The sequence below is a fragment of the Clostridia bacterium genome, from assembly GCA_017620395.1.
GTDB lineage: Bacteria > Bacillota > Clostridia > Oscillospirales > RGIG8002 > RGIG8002.
This window is the reverse complement of the sequence record JAFZQJ010000012.1, coordinates 1-16,615: the sequence shown is the minus strand read 5'-3', so window position 1 is coordinate 16,615 and position 16,615 is coordinate 1. Positions and strand designations below refer to the sequence as shown.

Annotated in this window: 12 protein-coding genes; 10 read left to right on the top strand and 2 right to left on the bottom strand. The window is 61.7% G+C overall.

The features are described from left to right. The first annotated feature begins 4 nt into the window (after window positions 1-4). Entirely contained in the window at window positions 5-451 is a 447-nt protein-coding gene (locus tag J5441_01600; GenBank protein ID MBO4933849.1) for a hypothetical protein, read from the top strand. A 347-nt stretch (window positions 452-798) separates the two neighbouring features. Here the strand turns inward: J5441_01600 and rpe are convergent, their stop codons facing one another. Next, window positions 799-1,437 carry a ribulose-phosphate 3-epimerase gene (gene rpe, locus J5441_01595; protein MBO4933848.1) on the bottom strand — a complete coding sequence of 213 codons (639 nt, stop codon included), beginning with the start codon at window positions 1,435-1,437 and terminating at the stop codon, window positions 799-801. 342 nt (window positions 1,438-1,779) lie between these two features. Here rpe and J5441_01590 point away from each other — a divergent pair, with 342 nt between their 5' ends. The 9 genes from J5441_01590 (at window position 1,780) to rsmG (ending at window position 14,416) form a co-directional block, all read left to right on the top strand. Beyond that, window positions 1,780-4,542, top strand: a complete 2,763-nt coding sequence (locus tag J5441_01590; GenBank protein MBO4933847.1) for a metallophosphoesterase — start codon at window positions 1,780-1,782, stop codon at window positions 4,540-4,542. Window positions 4,543-4,971: 429 nt separating this feature from the next. Continuing rightward, window positions 4,972-6,357, top strand: coding sequence for a TldD/PmbA family protein (locus J5441_01585; protein ID MBO4933846.1), 1,386 nt, complete (start codon window positions 4,972-4,974; stop codon window positions 6,355-6,357). Between the two features lies 1 nt (window position 6,358). Further along, entirely contained in the window at window positions 6,359-7,663 is a 1,305-nt protein-coding gene (locus tag J5441_01580) for a TldD/PmbA family protein (protein MBO4933845.1), read from the top strand. Between the two features lie 371 nt (window positions 7,664-8,034). Further along, window positions 8,035-8,724, top strand: coding sequence for a hypothetical protein (locus J5441_01575; protein MBO4933844.1), 690 nt, complete (start codon window positions 8,035-8,037; stop codon window positions 8,722-8,724). Between the two features lie 272 nt (window positions 8,725-8,996). Beyond that, a complete protein-coding gene (locus J5441_01570) occupies window positions 8,997-9,863 on the top strand; it encodes a radical SAM protein (GenBank protein ID MBO4933843.1) in 867 nt (288 codons plus the stop codon). A gap of 447 nt (window positions 9,864-10,310) precedes the next feature. Beyond that, on the top strand, window positions 10,311-12,197 hold the full coding sequence (locus J5441_01565; GenBank protein MBO4933842.1) for a hypothetical protein: 1,887 nt from the start codon (window positions 10,311-10,313) through the stop codon (window positions 12,195-12,197). A 360-nt stretch (window positions 12,198-12,557) separates the two neighbouring features. Further along, the gene (locus tag J5441_01560) at window positions 12,558-12,926 is read left to right on the top strand and encodes a desulfoferrodoxin (protein MBO4933841.1); all 369 of its coding nucleotides are present in this window, start codon (window positions 12,558-12,560) and stop codon (window positions 12,924-12,926) included. A gap of 559 nt (window positions 12,927-13,485) precedes the next feature. Next, on the top strand, window positions 13,486-13,689 hold the full coding sequence (locus tag J5441_01555) for a DUF378 domain-containing protein (protein ID MBO4933840.1): 204 nt from the start codon (window positions 13,486-13,488) through the stop codon (window positions 13,687-13,689). A 34-nt stretch (window positions 13,690-13,723) separates the two neighbouring features. Then, window positions 13,724-14,416: a 16S rRNA (guanine(527)-N(7))-methyltransferase RsmG gene (rsmG, locus tag J5441_01550; protein MBO4933839.1), complete on the top strand. Its 693-nt coding sequence runs from the start codon at window positions 13,724-13,726 to the stop codon at window positions 14,414-14,416. 109 nt (window positions 14,417-14,525) lie between these two features. Here the strand turns inward: rsmG and thrS are convergent, their stop codons facing one another. Beyond that, window positions 14,526-16,310, bottom strand: a complete 1,785-nt coding sequence (gene thrS / locus J5441_01545; GenBank protein MBO4933838.1) for a threonine--tRNA ligase — start codon at window positions 16,308-16,310, stop codon at window positions 14,526-14,528. Window positions 16,311-16,615: the final 305 nt, after the last annotated feature.

Sequence of the window (16,615 nt, the reverse complement as noted above, 5' to 3'; positions counted from 1 at the left end):
CGATATGGAAATAACGAGGATAAACGGCTGCGCGGTGGCGTTTCTCAGCGGCGCGGAGCTGCCGGACGGCGTTTCGCCGGAAAGCCCGCGCTTTCGCGGCGCGGTGAGAAAAGCGGTGAAGGCGGCGTTCCTGCCGCCGCCCGCGAGAGTCGCGGTGGACGCCTTCGCGCTCGGGCGCGGAGCCGCGCTGCTGCTGCGTCCGGCGCGGGAGGGGAAATGCGAGATCGCGCTCCGCTTCCGCGATCTCGCCGCCGCGGGCACGGTGATAGAGCGGATACATAGGGAGTTTTCGCCGGTATTCACGCCGCATCCGGACGGGAGCGTCACGCTGCTGCTCTTTCTCCCCTGCGCCGACGCCGAGCGCCTCGCGGCGCGGGCTTGGGACTTCTGCGAGGTGAGCTATCCGACGGAGGCGAGAGCGGCCTTTCTGAGGGAGTGGCGCGCGAGGTGACGGAGCTTGCGGCGCATCGGCGTTCGCGCCTGTCATTCCGAGGAGCCGCGAACGCGCCGACGAGGAATCCTCCGCCGTAAGCAGAGCGTTTGTCATTCTGAGCGAGCGAAGCGAGTCGAAGAATCTTAAAGACGAGCTGTCCTCTTCAGCGAAAGCCGCGTAAGAAACGAAAAAGTAACCTTCGTTTTCGACTGCACACTTTTCCGAAAACACACATGTTTCCGACAAGATCCTTCGACTCCGTGACGCTGACGCGTCACTGCGCTCAGGATGACAAATATGCAACCGGCTGCTTGCGGTGTGGGATCCTTCGGGCTTCGCCCTCAGGATGACAGCCGCAGGCGGCGTTACTCCGCTTTCAGCGCGGAGACGGCTTCGGCTCTGTCAGCCGCCTTGAAGAAGGCGGTGCCGGCGACGAGCATACCGCAGCCTGCGTCGCGGAACTCGGCGGCGTTCTTCACGGTCGCGCCGCCGTCCGCTTCTATAATGATATTTCTGCCGCCGACGAGCGCCTTCGCCTCGGCGATCTTTTTTATACATTCGGGGATCGCGCCCTGCCCGCCGAAACCCGGCTCGACGGTCATCACGAGGATAAGGTCGATATAGTCGAGGTAGGGCTCAAGCGCGGAAACCGGCGTCTTCGGCTTGACCGAAACGCCCGCGAGCACGCCCGCTTCGCGTATGCGGCGCAGGTCGGAGACGGGGTCGCCGGTCGCCTCTATATGTATCGTGATGATATCGCTGCCGGCGGCGATGAAATCGTCGATATAGCGCCCCGGCTTCTCTATCATAAGGTGGGTGTCGAAGCAGAGCGTACTCACGCGGCGAAGCGACTTTATAAGCACCTGCCCGAAGGTCATATTCGGCACGAACGCCCCGTCCATAACGTCGAGGTGGACGGCGTCGAGCCCGAGGGCGCGGATATTTCCCAGCTCCTCGCCGAGACGCGAGAAATCCGCTGAAATAAGCGACGGTGCGACTCTCATTTGCGCTGCTCCTTTCATTTTCCGTCCGCGGCGGAAAACCCGCGGACGCCGACGCGGTAACCGGAGGCGGCTCCGGCGCGTAATCTGTTAGCAGGCGGACGCGGACGCGCGCCGCTTTCGATATAAGTGGGAAGGGCGGGGCGACTCGCCCTTTTCGTGACGGCGCAACGCCCCTTTTTGACACTTACCCATTTATACATAGTATATTATAACAGACGTTTCAAAAAATATCAAGTAGAGGATAAAGGAAAATTGCGCGCTCACATCTTTCCATTGACACGTTCCTCTGACGATGATATAATATATCTGTTGAAATATCATCGCAGAAAGGAAGTATCTACCATGAAGAAACTAATCGCTCTCCTGCTTTCCCTTTCCCTGCTTGCGGGCGCGGTTCCCGCCGCCTTCGCGGCCGAACCCGAAACGCCCGAGGAACAGCCCGTATTCCGCATGGGAATAATGGGCGACCATCAGCTGAACAGCACCACAGGCGCCAATATGGAAGCCACGATCTCCGCGATGCAGTACTTCGCCGACCACGGAGTCGACGCGGTCATCGACGTCGGCGACATCGCGGACGGCGCCAGCCCGAGCACGATCTACCCCTTCTTTCTGCAGAAGTACGGCGAGATAATCGGCGACGAGATCCCGCTCGTGACCGTCCCCGGCAACCACGACGTATGGGAAGACAACTCGCTGAACGTCTACCGTCAGTACTTCGGCGAGCCGAACAAGCACCTCGTCATCGGCGGCTATCACTTCATCGTCATCTCCGCCAATCCGGCGCTCGGCACCGCCACCAACGGTAACTACGGCATCGGCGAAAAGACCTTCGCCCGCACGGAGCTGAACAAAGCGAAGGCCGACACCCCCGAGGGACAGCCGATATTCGTCATCACGCATCAGCACGTCAAAAACACCGTCTACGCCAGCGGCCCCGACGCCAACTGGTGCAACGACTTCCTCTGCGGCATAATCGAGGACTACCCGAACGCCGTCCACTTCTCCGGCCACTCCCACGCCGTCCTCGACGACGAACGCTCGATCTGGCAGGGCGACTTCACGGCGATAGGCACCTCCTCCCTCTCCTACACCGAGCTCGAATACGGCAAGGACAACGGCTCCGTGCCGCCCGAAGCGGATCAGGCGAAGCAGTACCTCTACCTCGAGATCTACTCCGACCGCATCGAGATAACCCGCGTCAAGGCCGCTACCGGCAGGCAGATAAAGGATAAGTGGGTGCTCGACCTGCCGCTGCAGAAATCCACCTTCAAATACACCGACGCGCGCGCGGACTCCCGCACCGCGCCCTTCTTCGCGCCGAACGCCGCCGCCGAAGCCAACATGTCCGGCAGCAACATCACCGTGACCTTCGACGCCGCGCATCACGACGACTTCGTCCACTCCTACGACCTGAAGCTCTACAAGAACGGCTCGTCGACCCCCGCCGGCAAGGCGCTGATATTCTCCGACTTCTACAAGGGGCTGGAGAACATGAAGAGCACGGTCAGCTGGACCTTTAAGGACGTAGCGGAGGAATACGCGCTCTACCGTCTCGAAGTCGTGCCTATCGAATCCTTCGGCAAGCGCGGCGAACCGCTCGTCTATGAATTCGCTTCCGTCAAGCAGAAGCAGATACCCGCCTTCACGCGCGGCAAGCTCTTCACCGTCGACTTCGCCTCGGGCGAGGCGCGGAACGCCGTCAGCGCGCTTGAGGTCAAGCAGATCGGCGGCAGCGTCGAAAAGGTCAACGACAAGTTCGCCTACGTTCCCGCCGACGGCTCGAAACTCACCGTCGCGATGAGCAACTCCTACTACACGCTGACGCAGAAAAAGCTCACACTCGAGACCGTCTTCACCGTCAACCGCTTCGGCGCGGAGCAGACGCTCGTTTCCTGCTACTCCAACGGCGGTCTCCGCCTCTGGCTCGACGAGGACGGCAGGCTCTGCGCCACCGTCAACAAGTCCGACAAGACCGACCTGACGCTCGTTTCCGAAAGCGCCGTCCCGCTCGGCGCGGTCTGCAACGCCGCGGTCACCTACGACAACAAAAACTTCACCCTCTGGCTCGACGGCGAAGCCGTCGCCTCCGAAGCCATGACCGGCGGCATCAACTACAACAGAAACGTCAAGTACGGCATAGGCTCCGAGCCGAACGGCGACAGCCGCCTCGACGGAGCCGTCTTCACCGCCAGCCTCAACTCCTCTGCTCTGGACGCCGCCGCGATCAAGGCGTTTAAGGACGATCTGATGAACGGCTACGATATTCAGGTGCTCCTCCCCGCGCTCGAGCAGCTCCGCCGCGCTGATATGCTCCGCGAGCTCAACACGGACAACGTCGTGCTCGGCAGGATACTTGACTACTACGAAGCGGAAATGACCGCGATCACCGATTCCGCCTACGTCACGCCCGCGATAGTTTCCGGCGCGATCGCATACCGCGATCTGAACGAGGACGTCGCCCACACGGGCGGCACGAACCTCTCCGCGTACGCCGCGCCCGTCATAAACGGAGTTGAGCATCAGAAGGAATACGAAGCGGGCGAGGCGCCCGAGCCGACCTTCGCCAACGCCGAGTCGATAACGCTCGACGGCGAGCCCTACGCCGAGGGAACGCCCATCGGCAACGGCAAGCATATGCTCATCGCCTATAACGGCTGGCGCATGGCGGGCGTGCAGTTCACCGTCGGCAAGGCGGTCATGCCCGTCATATACGGCGTCGAGGACGGCCGCACCTACGACCTTACGACCGGCGACGCGCCCGCGATCACCTGGGAGCCCGCCGAACTTCAGGCGCTGCTCGACAATCAGCCCTACGCCGCCGGAACGCCCGTCACCGCGGACGGCTGGCACGTATTCATGCTCCCCTGCGACGGCGCGACGCTTGTCTACGCCTTCAAGATCGAACACTCCGTGCCGCCGGTAAAGGGCGACCTTGACGGCGACGGCGAAGTCACCGTTTCCGACGCGCTCCGCGCACTGCGCATGGCGGCGGATCTTATCGAAGACGACGACGCCGCCGACGTCGACGGCGACGGAAGCGTAACGGTCGCCGACGCGCTGCTCCTGCTGCGCGTCTCGGTAGGACTGGCCGAATCGCTCTAAGCCCGAAAGCCGCGCTCCGCCCCTGTCATTCCGAGGAGCCGCGAACGCGCCGACGAGGAATCCCCCGAGCGAACGCGGGGCGCTTGTCATTCTGAGCGAGCGAAGCGAGTCGAAGAATCTTAAAGACGAGTTATCCTTTTCAGCGAAACGCCGCGTAAGAAACGGAAGGATAACCTCCGTTTTCTACCGCGCACTTTCCCCGAGAGCATATGCGTTTCCGACAAGATCCTTCGACTTCGTGACGCTGACGCGTCACTCCGCTCAGGATGACAAATATGCAAACGTCCGCAAAGGGTGTGGGATCCTTCAGCGGCTGCGCCGCTTCAGGATGACAGAATGATGCACGCGCTCCCCGCACTACACGCGCTCCCCGCACTGCACGCACTACCCGCTCCGCAGTAAATACAAACCCCGAAAGGAAAAACATATATGCTCTACGACAACGTTTCCGTTTACAAAAACGGCTTCGACCCAAACGCGCACACCGAGCTGCGGCTCCACCGCAACACGCGCCGCGCCGTCGGGCTTCTCTCCGGCAACCTCGTATCAAACAGCCGCACCGAAAACTCCGGCGTCAGCGCCCGCGTCTACCGCGGGGGCGTCTACGGCTTCGCCGCCGACAGCGAAATGAGCGAAGACCGCGTCGCCGCCGTGCTGAAGGCGGCCACCGAGAACGCCGCATTTATGGACGCGCACGCCGGCAAGGGCAAGGGCGCGCTGCCCCTCCTGCCCTGCTCGGGCGTCGACACCGCCAAACCCTACGACGACGTTCCGCAGTCGGTCATGATCGACTTCGCTCGTCAGCTCGACGACTACGTCGTCAAAAACTGCCCGAAGCTCACCGGCCGCACGATCTCCGTCCGCTGCGACTCGATGGAGAAGCTTCTGCGCGTCGATAACGGCTATGACAGCCACTCGCTTATGCCCCGCGCTTTCATCTATTTCGACTTTTCCGCCGAAACGGACGCCGGCGTCACCGTCGAGCTCTACGACGTGGCCGGCGGATTCGGCGGCTTCGCGGACAACTTCACCGACCCCGCCCTGCTCCGCCCCGTCATCGACAGGCTCTATAACCGCCTGATGGAGAAGCGCGAGGGCGTCTACGCCGACGCCGGCGAGCGCGTCTGCATCCTCGGCGCGGAGGTGGCAGGCATACTCGCGCACGAGGCCGTAGGTCACACGACTGAGGCAGACCTCGTGCTCGGCGGCTCCGTCGCGGGCCCGATGCTTCACAAGCGCGTCGCCTCCGACAAGATAACCCTCGTCGACTACGCGCACACGACGCCGCAGGGCGCCGCGCCGCTGCCGATCTACGTCGACGACGAAGGCACGCCCGCCGAGGACGAGCTGATAATCGACAAGGGCATCCTCGTCGGCTACATGAACAGCCGCGAGACCGCCGAGCACTTCGGCATGAAGCCGCACGGCAACGCGCGCGCCTATTCCTTCATGGACGAGCCGCTGATCCGTATGCGCAACACCGCGATACTCCCCGGAACGGACAAGCTCGAAGACATGATCGCCTCCGTCGACGACGGCTACTACTTCATGACCACCAACAACGGCCAGGCGGACACGACCGGCGAATTCATGTTCGGCATCCCCTTCGGCTACGAGATAAAGAACGGCAAGAAAGGCCGCGCGATACTCGACACCACCATCACCGGAGTCGCCTTCGAGATGCTCAAGACCGCGGACATGGTCTCCGACCGCATGGACTGGACCTGCTCCGGAATGTGCGGAAAGAAACAGCCGATGCCCGTCGGCATGGGCGGCCCGGACATCCGCTGCCGCATTATGGTTGGAGGTAGATAATATGAAGTATGAAAAACTGACGGGCGCCGCGCAGTACGCGCTCGAAGCGCTGAAAAACGCCGGCGCGGACAAGGCGGTCGTCACCGCCTTCAACGGCAGCACGACCGAATTCAACATAGACGGCGGGGAGTTCTCGCTGATGCGCACCATCTTCAACGAAGGCGTCGGCGTTACCGCCTACGTCGGCGGACGCAACGGCGGCGCATCCACCAACGCGCTCGACCGCGAAAGCATCGACGGAGCCGCCCGCGACGCCGTCGCCGCCGCGCAGAGCGCCGTTCCCGACGACGCATGGGACATCTCCCCCGCCTGCGAGCCGCAAGACTTCCCCTCCGGCGCGCTCGAATGTGACCGCGACGCGTTTTTCGAAGCCGTCAAAAAGCTGAAAAACGACATCGCGGCGGGCTGGCCGAACATACTTATCGAGCAGCTCGTCGCCTCCTACCACTACGGCGCGAGCGTGAAGCTGAACTCCAACGGCGTCCGCTTCACCGGCGAATCGGGGCGCTACGAGGTCTATCTTATGTTCTCCGCGCACGACGGAGACAAGTCCTCCTCCTTTTTCGGCTCCGGCGTGGTATTCACCGACCCGACGCAGCCGATAATCGACATGGGCTCGATACGCGCCGACCTCGACGCCGTCTCGAAACAGACCGACCCGAAGTCGATCGGCGGCAAGTTCGAAGGCACGCTGGTGCTGACCCCCATGATGCTCGGCGAGTTCATCGGGCTCGCGGCGGAAAACTTCGCCTCCGGCGGCGTCATCATCGAGGGCACTTCGCCCTGGAAGGACAAGCTCGGCACGCAGGTCGCGGATACGCGGCTGAACGTCCGCTTCGCGCCGCTCGATCCCGCGATCGTCGGCGCCGAGCGCGTCACCGAAGACCTCTTCGTCAGCGAGGACTTCGACTTCATCAAGGACGGCGTGCTGCAGTGCTTCCTGCTCTCGCTCTACGCCTCGAACAAGACCGGCTTCGACCGCGCGAAGAATTCCTCCTGGGCGCTCGTCGTCCCCGCGGGCGATACGCCGCTTGAAGAGCTCGTCGCCGGCGTCGACAAAGGACTGCTGCTCGGCCGCTTCTCCGGCGGACAGCCCGGCACCAACGGCGACTTCTCCGGCGTCGCGAAGAACAGCTTCCTTATCGAAAACGGCAGGATCACCGACGCCGTCAGCGAGATAATGATAAACGGAAACCTCGCCGACCTGCTGATGAACCTGCGCGGCATATCGACCGAACGCGTCGCCGACGGCGCGAGCGTGCTCCCCTACGCCGCGTTCGACGGAGTCACAATAAGCGGCAAGTGATTTGCCGCGCCTGTCATTCCGAGGAGGAGGCAGCGCCGCCGACGAGGAATCCCCCGGGCGAACTTCGTTCGCAGTGATATTGACGCATCGCGCCCGTAGGGACGAGCATTGCTCGTCCGTGCATTCTCGCACCCGCGCCGCCCTTTGTCATCCTGAGCGGAGCGACCGACGGGAGCGCAGCCGAAGGATCTTAAAGACGAGCTATCCCTTTCAGCGTAACGCCGCGAAAGAAAACGAAGCGTAGCCCCCGTTTCCGACTGCACACTTTCCCGATAACACGACCGTTACCGACAAGATCCTTCGACTCCGGCTTCGCCTTCGCTCAGGATGACAGTCCTCACCCGGATATTTTCCCACAAGGAGCAACGCATATGAAAATCCTCAAACGCCTCATTCCCCTGCTGCTCGTCGCGGCGCTCGCGCTCGCCCTCGCATCCTGCGACCGCATCGTCGGGCCGCGAGAGAACGGGAATCAGAAGAACCGCAACACCTCTTCGCAGAGCACCGACGACCCGCGCTTTGTCAAGCAGCCCGGCGAAGGTATGAGCGAATACGATACCTACTGCTACTTCGAGCGCTGCGCCACTCCCGCCTGCTGGGCGGTGGAATACTACGGCGGCAAGGGGCTCGACTACGTCGAATCCGAAACCATAGAGCTGGACGGCCACACCTGGGCGCCCTCCGCGGTGTCCACGTTCCAAACGCTGGAAAATATGACAAGCTACGTCGATATGTTCTTCACCGGCAGTTTCCTCGCCGACCTGAAGCGTTCCGCCGGCATGAGCGACGACAGCGACGTCGTCCCGCGCTACCGCGACGTGGACGGCAAGCTCTACGTCCGCACGGACGATCCGCAGGAATCCCTGCTTTTCCACCCCGATCTCGACACCTTCACCATGGTCGAGAACACCGAGGAGCAGATAAAGTTCACCGTCGACGCGATGCTTAACGGCACGGTCTACGAACTGCGCATCATCCTCTCCCCCTTCGGCGAAGGCGGCTGGAAGATGAGCTACTGGTATCCGGAAGCGAAGGATGCGAGCTCGGAGAGCTCGCAATGATATATTCGCCTTGCGAATATGATATGCGCTTTGCGCGTGATATACCGGCGTTCCTCCGGTATGATATGCCGCCGAGGCGGCATTAAGGAACAAATCGGCAGAGCCGATTTGAATATATTCAAATTGCCTTCGGCAATTTGATCCTTAATCAGCGAGCGCAGCGAACGGCTTCATCAGCCGCGAAGCGGCGTCTTCATTAGTGAAACGTCTTCATTAACGAGCGAAGCGAGTGACTTCATTTATCCTAAAAAATCCCGTAGAGGTACTTCCTTATGCCCTGCACACTCTGCCCGCGCCGCTGCGGCGTTGACCGCGCCGCTTCACGCGGCTTCTGCGGCGAAGGCGCGCTCCCGCGCGTCGCGAAGGTGATGCTTCACCGCTGGGAGGAGCCCTGCATCTGCGCCGGAGGCGGCGCGGGCGCGATCTTCTTCAGCGGCTGCTCCCTGAAATGCGTCTATTGCCAGAACCGCGCCGTTTCGCGCGGGCTCGTCGGCGAGGAATACTCCGTCGAAAAGCTCGCGGAGACGATGCTCGGCCTTCAGCGGCGGGGCGCCGACTGCATAGACCTCGTCACGCCGACGCACTTCGCCGGCGCGATAATCGAAGCGGTCGCCCTCGCGAAGTCCGGCGGTCTTCGCCTGCCGGTCGTGTGGAACACCTCCGGCTACGAAACGGCGGAAACGCTCGCGAAGCTCGACGGCACGGCCGATATCTACCTGACCGACTTCAAATACGCCTCCCCCGCGCTCGCGGAGAAATACTCCGCCGCGCCCGACTACCCCGCCGCCGCGCTCGCCGCGCTGAAGGCGATGGCCGCGCAGACCGGCGCGCCCGTTTTCGAGAACGGCATGCTGAAGCGCGGAGTCATAATGCGCCACCTCGTGCTGCCCGGCGCGTGGCGCGACAGCGTCGAAGTCCTGCGGATCGCCGCGGACGCCGTCGGCGCGAAAAACGTCCTGCTTTCGCTGATGGCGCAGTACGTCCCCGACTTCGCGGACGCGGAGAAGTTCCCCGAGCTGCGCCGGCGGATAACTACCTATGAATATAATAAAGCGGCGGAGGAAGCCGAAAAGCTCGGCTTCGACGGCTGGTTCCAGGAGCGCGGCTCCGCGACTAAGGACTACACGCCGCTGTTTTGACCGACGATCTGTCATCCCGAGGGCGAAGCCCGAGGGATCCCACACCGAAAGATGACGGCTGCATACGTTGTCATCCTGAGCGAAGGCGAAGCCGGAGTCGAAGGATCCTGAAGGTAACGGTCGTGTGAAAGGCAAAGTGCGCAGTCGGAAACGGGGGTTACGTTTCGTTTTCTTTTGAGGCGTTCCGCTGAAAAGGAAAGCTCGTCTTTAAGATCCTTCGGCTGCGCGGCGTTCCGCCGCTTCGCTCAGGATGACAAAGGGCGGCGCGGGTGCGAGAATGCACGGACGAGCGGTGCTCGTCCCTACGGGCGCGATGCTTCGCATCGCTCCGCTCAAGATGACAGACGCGCTGCATCGGGAATAATTCAAATCGCTCCGCGATTTGTTCCTTACCTATTTACTATTACTTATTACCTACACTTTCCCCTCTCGAAAGGAGAAACCGCCATGAAAAAACTCATCTCTCTCATCCTCGCGTGCCTGATCGCCTTCGCGTGCCTGACCGCCCTCGGCGGATGCGGCAAATCGAACGCCGAAACCAAGCAGGCGTTCATCGGCTCGCAGAGCTACTACTCCGACCTCGTCGAATCCCTCGCCGCGCCCGTCGCGAAGATCGACGGCGACGCGCTCGCGGACGGCGCCGCCTCCGGCATGTCCGGCAGGATAAGGCTCAACGCCTCCGGCCTCTCCGCCTTCTCCGCGCTGCTCGGAGATATCGGCGACACGCTCGGCCTCGCCGTAAGCGTGGTCACCGACGGCGTTTCCGCCTCCGGCGACTTCTCGCTCGAGATGCTCGGCGAAACGCTCAGCGCCCTCTTCTCCACCGATGGCGGCGACGTCGTTCTTTCGCTGCCCGGCCTGCTCGACCGCCCGGTGAAGCTCTCGCAGAGCGACTTCGCCGGCACCGGCTTCGGCGACGACTTCGACTTCGACGCCTACGAGGAGGAGCACGGGATAATCGACCTCGACGAAGACGCCTACGAAGCCGATTACGACTTCGACGAAAACGGCAAGTTCTTCGCCGAAAACGGCGACCTCTACGTCGACGCGGACGGCGACGGCAAGCTCGATATCGCCTATTACGCCGGAAAATACGACGAGGATTTCGTCGACTCCATGATACGCAACACCCGCGAATTCTACGAATCCCTCGGCGACGACTTCGACGTTGACGACGGCTGGACCCTCGCCTATGACGAAGACGGCAACCCCTATTACGTCTATGAGGGCGACGACGACTTCGACCTCGACGACGGTTTAGACCTCGACAGCGACTTTGACGCTGACGACGGCTTCGATCTCGACGATGACCTCGACGACGGCTTCGACTTCGACTTCGGCGAAGACGATTTCGGCTCGACGCCCTTCGCGCCCGACTTCTCCTACGTTTCGCTCATCGCGCGTTACGCCGAGCCCTTCCTCAACAACGTCGCGGACGGCTGCTTCACGCGCAGCAGGGAGAAGTTCCGCACCGCCGGCGGCGAAGCTGAGCTCGACTGCCTGACGCTTTCCGCCGACGGCAACGACCTTTACGACGCGCTGAAAAAGACCGCCGCGCAGATCGCGGACGATCCCGAGCTCGACGGGATCGCCGGCGAACACGCCGACGATATGCGCAGTCTTCTCCGCGAGATCGCGAATGAAGAAACTTCAAAGGAACAGCGCGACTATAACAAGAACGTCAAACTGACCTGGAAGCGCTTCACCAAAGACGAAAAGATAATCGGCGAACGCGTTTCGCTCGACCACCCCGAAGCCAGATACACGCTCGAAGCGGGCGTCGACGGCGGCGAGAGCGGCGTTCTCGCCTTCATGAAGATCACCGACGACAAGAAGGGCGTGGATCTCTTCGACGCCGAGAGCAGCGTCGGCGGCAAGAAGTCGAAGCTCGACCTGCGCGTGATCGCCAACGGCGTGCCCTACGCCGTTTCCGTCTCCGGAAAGACCGCCGAGCGTGACGGCGCCGCCGTTACCGAATCGGACGTCAAGGTCGGCATAGGCGGCCTGACCTTCAAGCTCTTCGAGCTGACGACGACCGTCCGCGCCTTCACCTCGGACGAGATCGGGATCGACGCCGAGCTTTCCGTTTCCCTGCCGAAGCTGCTGGTCGGCAGCGACGTCGACCTTGCGCTCTACTGCTCCGTCGACATGAGGCGCGATCCGGGCGCGAAGCCCGAAATGATAGACGCGACCGGCGCCTACACCGGCGAAGACCTGCGGAGCGAGGAGTTCAACGCGACGCTCAACGCCGCGATAAAAGAAAAGCTGCCGAAGATATACGGATATTTCGAGAGCAGACAGAACGCCTCCGCGACGGACGAAGCCGCGGCGTAAGTCTGTCATTCTGAGCGAACGAAGCCGAAGGCGCAGTGAGTCGAAGAATCCCGGTTTTCCTTTTGGATCCCGAGCGAAGCGAGGGATCTCATCCCACAGATACCTCGGGCTTCGCCCTCGGTATTCGGAAGATAACGTGAGATCCTTCGACTGCGCGGCGTTCCGCCGCTCCGCTCAGGATGACAAAACTGCGGCGCGGGTGCGAGAATGCACGGACGAGCAATGCTCGTCCCTACGGGCGCGATGCTTCGCATCGCTCCGCTCAGGATGACAAAACTGCGGCGCGTTTGCGCCGCCTCGGAATGACATACAAACAGTCTTCATTAAAATAATATAAAAAGGGAGAAAACGAAAATGGAAATGAAGTTTTACAGATGTGAAGTGTGCGGCCAGATAGTCGCAGTCGTCAAGAAAAAGCCCTGCCCGGTCATGTGCTGCGGCAAGCCGATGCAGGAGATAGTCGCCGGCTCGGTCGACGCTTCCGCCGAGAAGCACGTTCCCGTCGTTGCCCGCGAAGGCGGCGTAGTGACCGTTTCCGTCGGCAGCGCCGCGCATCCGATGGCCGAGGAGCACTACATAGAGTGGGTCGCCCTCAAAACCAAGGGCGGCAATCAGCGCAAGGCGCTGAAGCCCGGCGACGAGCCGAAGGCGGTCTTCTATATCGCCGAAGACGACGAGATCGAAGCGGCGTACGCGTATTGCAACCTCCACGGCCTCTGGAAAGCGTAAAAGCGGATCTTTCCGGCGGTTTCCGGAATCTGCGCGGAAACGCCTGTCATCCTGAGGGCGAAGCCCGAAGGATCCCACACCGTAAGATGACGGCCGCATAAGGCGGGGGATTCCTCGTCGGAGGCGTTGCCTCCTCCTCGGAATGACAGAACGTAAGCGCATACGTTGTCATCCTGAGCGAAGGCGAAGCCGGAGTCGAAGGATCTTGTCGGTAACGGTCGTGTTATCGGGAAAGTGCGCAGTCGGAAACGGGGGCTACGTTAAGTTTTCTTTCGCGGCGTTCTGTTTTCTTTCGCGGCGTTACGCTGAAAGGGACAGCTCGTCTTTAAGATCCTTCGACTGCGCGATGCTTCGCATCGCTCCGCTCAGGATGACAAACCGACCGCTGCGCTGCGTGAGATCCTTCGGCTGCGCGGCGTTCCGCCGCTCCGCTCAGGATGACAAAACGCGCGCGCTTTTTACAAAATTTCCCATAATCATATCCGCATAATCCTTTCCGCACGGGGCAAAATATGCGCAAAAGGGGCTTTTTCGCCCCGCATGAAAGGACTTAACGGATATGAAGATAATCGACAGGATCGCGCTTATCCTCGTGATAATCGGCTCGCTCAACTGGGGCAGCGTCGGCATCTTCGCCTACGACCTCGTGCGCATGACCGACGTCTCGCCGCTTCCGGCGTGGGCGCGCGTCATCTACACCCTCGTCGGTCTGGCGGGACTGTGGTGCATTTCGCTGCTCTTCAGAGACCACCGCGAGGCATAGTGAAGGAAACGCAGTTTCCTTCGTACATAATCGGATGAGAGAAGAAATAAAAAGGATCCTGCTCGGCGGCGGAGTGCCGGCGGAGCAGGCGGAGGCGCTCTGCGACTACGCGGAGTTCCTCGTCAGCGAAAACGAAAAATACAACCTCACCGCGCTGACCGCGCCGGAGGATATCGCCGTCAAGCACTTCCTCGACAGCCTGCTGCCGCTGAAGTTCGGCTTCCCGCCCGAGGGCGCGAAGGTCATCGACGTAGGCAGCGGCGCGGGACTGCCCGCGATACCGCTGGCGGTCGCGCGCCCAGACCTGGACGTTACCGCGCTGGACGCGACCGGGAAGAAGGTCGCCTTCATCGCGAAGGCGGCGCGGGTCGCCGGCGCGAACGTCACCGCCGTCGCCGCGCGCGCCGAGGAGGCGGCGAAGCCGCCGATGCGCGGGAGCTTCGACTGCGCCGTTTCGCGCGGAGTAGCCGCGCTGAACGTGCTCTGCGAGCTGTGTATGCCCTTCGTCAAGGTCGGCGGCGTCTTCCTCGCTTATAAGGGGCGCGGCGCCGACGCGGAGATCGCAGAGGCGAAAAACGCGGTCGCCGTGCTCGGCGGCGAGGTCGAGCGCGTCGAACGCGCCGAGATCGGCGGCGCCGAGCGCGCGCTGGTCGTGATAAGAAAAACGAAGCCGACTCCGGAGGCGTATCCCCGCGCCTTCGCGCGGATAAAGAAAAAGCCGCTGTAAGACGGAGTTTATACGCATAATTAAAACCGCACCCGTTAGGGTGCGGTTTTTTTAATTTATTGGCGCTTTCGACGTCACGAATCGCGCCTTCGGCGCAGATAAGCTTCGCTTATACCCTGTCTTTTATCTCCTTCAGCACTTTTGCCTCGAACTCGTCATACGAATACGGCGCGGTCTGGTCGGTGTCGCGGTCGCGGACGGAAACGATGCCCTCGGCAACTTCCTTTTCGCCGACGATGATCATATACGGCGCCTTGTCCTCCTGCCTCGCCTCGCGGATCTTGTAGCCGATCTTCTCGTTGCGGTCATCGAGCACGCAGCGGACGCCGGCGTCCCTGAGCTTCTCCGCGACCTGCGCGGCGTAGTCCATGCTCTTCTCGGAAACCGGCAGCACCTTGACCTGCGTCGGCGCGAGCCAGAGCGGGAACTTGCCCTTCGTCTCCTCGATGAGATACGCCATGAAGCGGTCGAGGCTGCCGAGTATCGCGCGGTGAAGCACGACGGGGGTCTTCTCGGAGCCGTCCTTGTCGATATAGGTCAGCTTGAACTTCGCCGGCAGGCAGAAGTCGAGCTGGCAGGTGGAAAGCGTGTATTCCGCGCCGACGGCGGGCTGGACGTTGACGTCGAGCTTCGGGCCGTAGAACGCCGCTTCGCCGATCTCCTCGGTGAAGTTGATGCCCAGCTCGGTGAGCACCTCGCGCAGCGCGTTCTCCGCGTGCTCCCACATCGCGTCGTCCTGATGGTACTTGACCTTGTCCGCGGGGTCGCGCAGCGAAAGCACGCAGCGGTAGTTCGTGATGCCGAAGTCCTTGTAGACGCTGAAGATCAGGTCGACGACCGTGCCGACCTCGGACTTTATCTGCTCCGGCGTGACGAAGAGGTGCGCGTCGTTCTGGCAGAAGTGGCGGCCGCGCTCGATGCCCTTCAGCGTTCCGCTGGGCTCGTAGCGGAAGTCGTGCGCGATCTCGCCGATGCGTATCGGCAGGTCGCGGTAGGAATGCGGGCGGTTGGCGTATATCATCATGTGGTGCGGGCAGTTCATCGGGCGAAGGACGAACTGCTCCTGGTCGACCTCCATGACCGGGAACATATTCTCGCGGTAGTGCTCCCAGTGTCCGCTGGTCTCGTAGAGCCCGACGGTGCCGACGCAGGGCGTCAGAACGTGCTGATAGCCGAGGCGGCGCTCCTTCTCCTTGATATACTCCTCAAGCTCCTGCCAGACGGTGTAGCCGTTCGGGAGGAACATCGGGAGCCCCTTGCCGATGAGGTCGTCGGTCATGAAAAGGTGCATCTCTTTGCCTATCTTGCGGTGGTCGCGGAGCTTCGCCTCCTCGAGCATGCGCAGGTACTCCTCAAGCTCCTCGCCCGTCGCGAAGGCGGTGCCGTTGATGCGGGTGAGCATCTTGCGGGAGGCGTCGTTGCGCCAGTATGCGCCGGAAACGCCGGTCAGCTTGAACGCCTTCAGCGCCTTCGTGTAGGTAAGGTGCGGGCCGGTGCACATATCGATATACTCGCCCTGCTGGAAGAAGCTGATGGGCGCGTCGTCCTCGAGGTCTGCGATGTGCTCGACCTTGTAGTTTTCGCCGCGGTCCTCCATGAGCTTTATCGCTTCCTCGCGGGGCAGGATAAAGGATTTGAGCGGCAGGTTTTCCTTGACGATCTTCTTCATCTCCTCCTCTATGGCGGGGAGGTCGGCGTCCGAAAGCGTGACGTCGCCGAGGTCGATATCGTAGTGGAAGCCCTTTTCGTTGGCGGGGCCGAAGCCGAACTTCGCCTGCGGATAAAGGCGCTTGACCGCCTGCGCGAGAATATGCGCCGCGGTGTGGCGGATGACGTGCTGCTCCTCCTCGGGAGCGCACTGGTCGACGTGTCCGTCGAAGTAGATGACTTTCATGATGGGGTTTTCTCCTTTATGTGAAGTTTATTTACTGATGAATCAAAGGCGCGGCGCTTCGCGGAGCGGCGAAGGTCTGTCATCCTGAGCGGAGCGATGCGAAGCATCGCGCCCGTAGGGACGAGCATTGCTCGTCCGCGCAGTCTCGCACCCGCGCCGCCCTTTGTCATCCTGAGCGGAGCAGACGAAGTCTGCGCAGTCGAAGGATCCCGCGTTATCTTCTGAATACTGAGGGCGAAGCCCGAAGTATCCGAAACGATAACAAAGCTTATGTTCAGCGTGAGATTCCTCGCTTTGCTCGGAAT

What these genes read in the sequence shown, in the direction of transcription:
- J5441_01600 (MBO4933849.1), top strand. Translation starts at nt 5, where the DNA reads ATGGAAATAACGAGGATAAACGGCTGCGCGGTGGCGTTTCTCAGCGGC.
- rpe (MBO4933848.1), bottom strand. Translation starts at nt 1,437, where the DNA reads ATGAGAGTCGCACCGTCGCTTATTTCAGCGGATTTCTCGCGTCTCGGC.
- J5441_01590 (MBO4933847.1), top strand. Translation starts at nt 1,780, where the DNA reads ATGAAGAAACTAATCGCTCTCCTGCTTTCCCTTTCCCTGCTTGCGGGC.
- J5441_01585 (MBO4933846.1), top strand. Translation starts at nt 4,972, where the DNA reads ATGCTCTACGACAACGTTTCCGTTTACAAAAACGGCTTCGACCCAAAC.
- J5441_01580 (MBO4933845.1), top strand. Translation starts at nt 6,359, where the DNA reads ATGAAGTATGAAAAACTGACGGGCGCCGCGCAGTACGCGCTCGAAGCG.
- J5441_01575 (MBO4933844.1), top strand. Translation starts at nt 8,035, where the DNA reads ATGAAAATCCTCAAACGCCTCATTCCCCTGCTGCTCGTCGCGGCGCTC.
- J5441_01570 (MBO4933843.1), top strand. Translation starts at nt 8,997, where the DNA reads ATGCCCTGCACACTCTGCCCGCGCCGCTGCGGCGTTGACCGCGCCGCT.
- J5441_01565 (MBO4933842.1), top strand. Translation starts at nt 10,311, where the DNA reads ATGAAAAAACTCATCTCTCTCATCCTCGCGTGCCTGATCGCCTTCGCG.
- J5441_01560 (MBO4933841.1), top strand. Translation starts at nt 12,558, where the DNA reads ATGAAGTTTTACAGATGTGAAGTGTGCGGCCAGATAGTCGCAGTCGTC.
- J5441_01555 (MBO4933840.1), top strand. Translation starts at nt 13,486, where the DNA reads ATGAAGATAATCGACAGGATCGCGCTTATCCTCGTGATAATCGGCTCG.
- rsmG (MBO4933839.1), top strand. Translation starts at nt 13,724, where the DNA reads ATGAGAGAAGAAATAAAAAGGATCCTGCTCGGCGGCGGAGTGCCGGCG.
- thrS (MBO4933838.1), bottom strand. Translation starts at nt 16,310, where the DNA reads ATGAAAGTCATCTACTTCGACGGACACGTCGACCAGTGCGCTCCCGAG.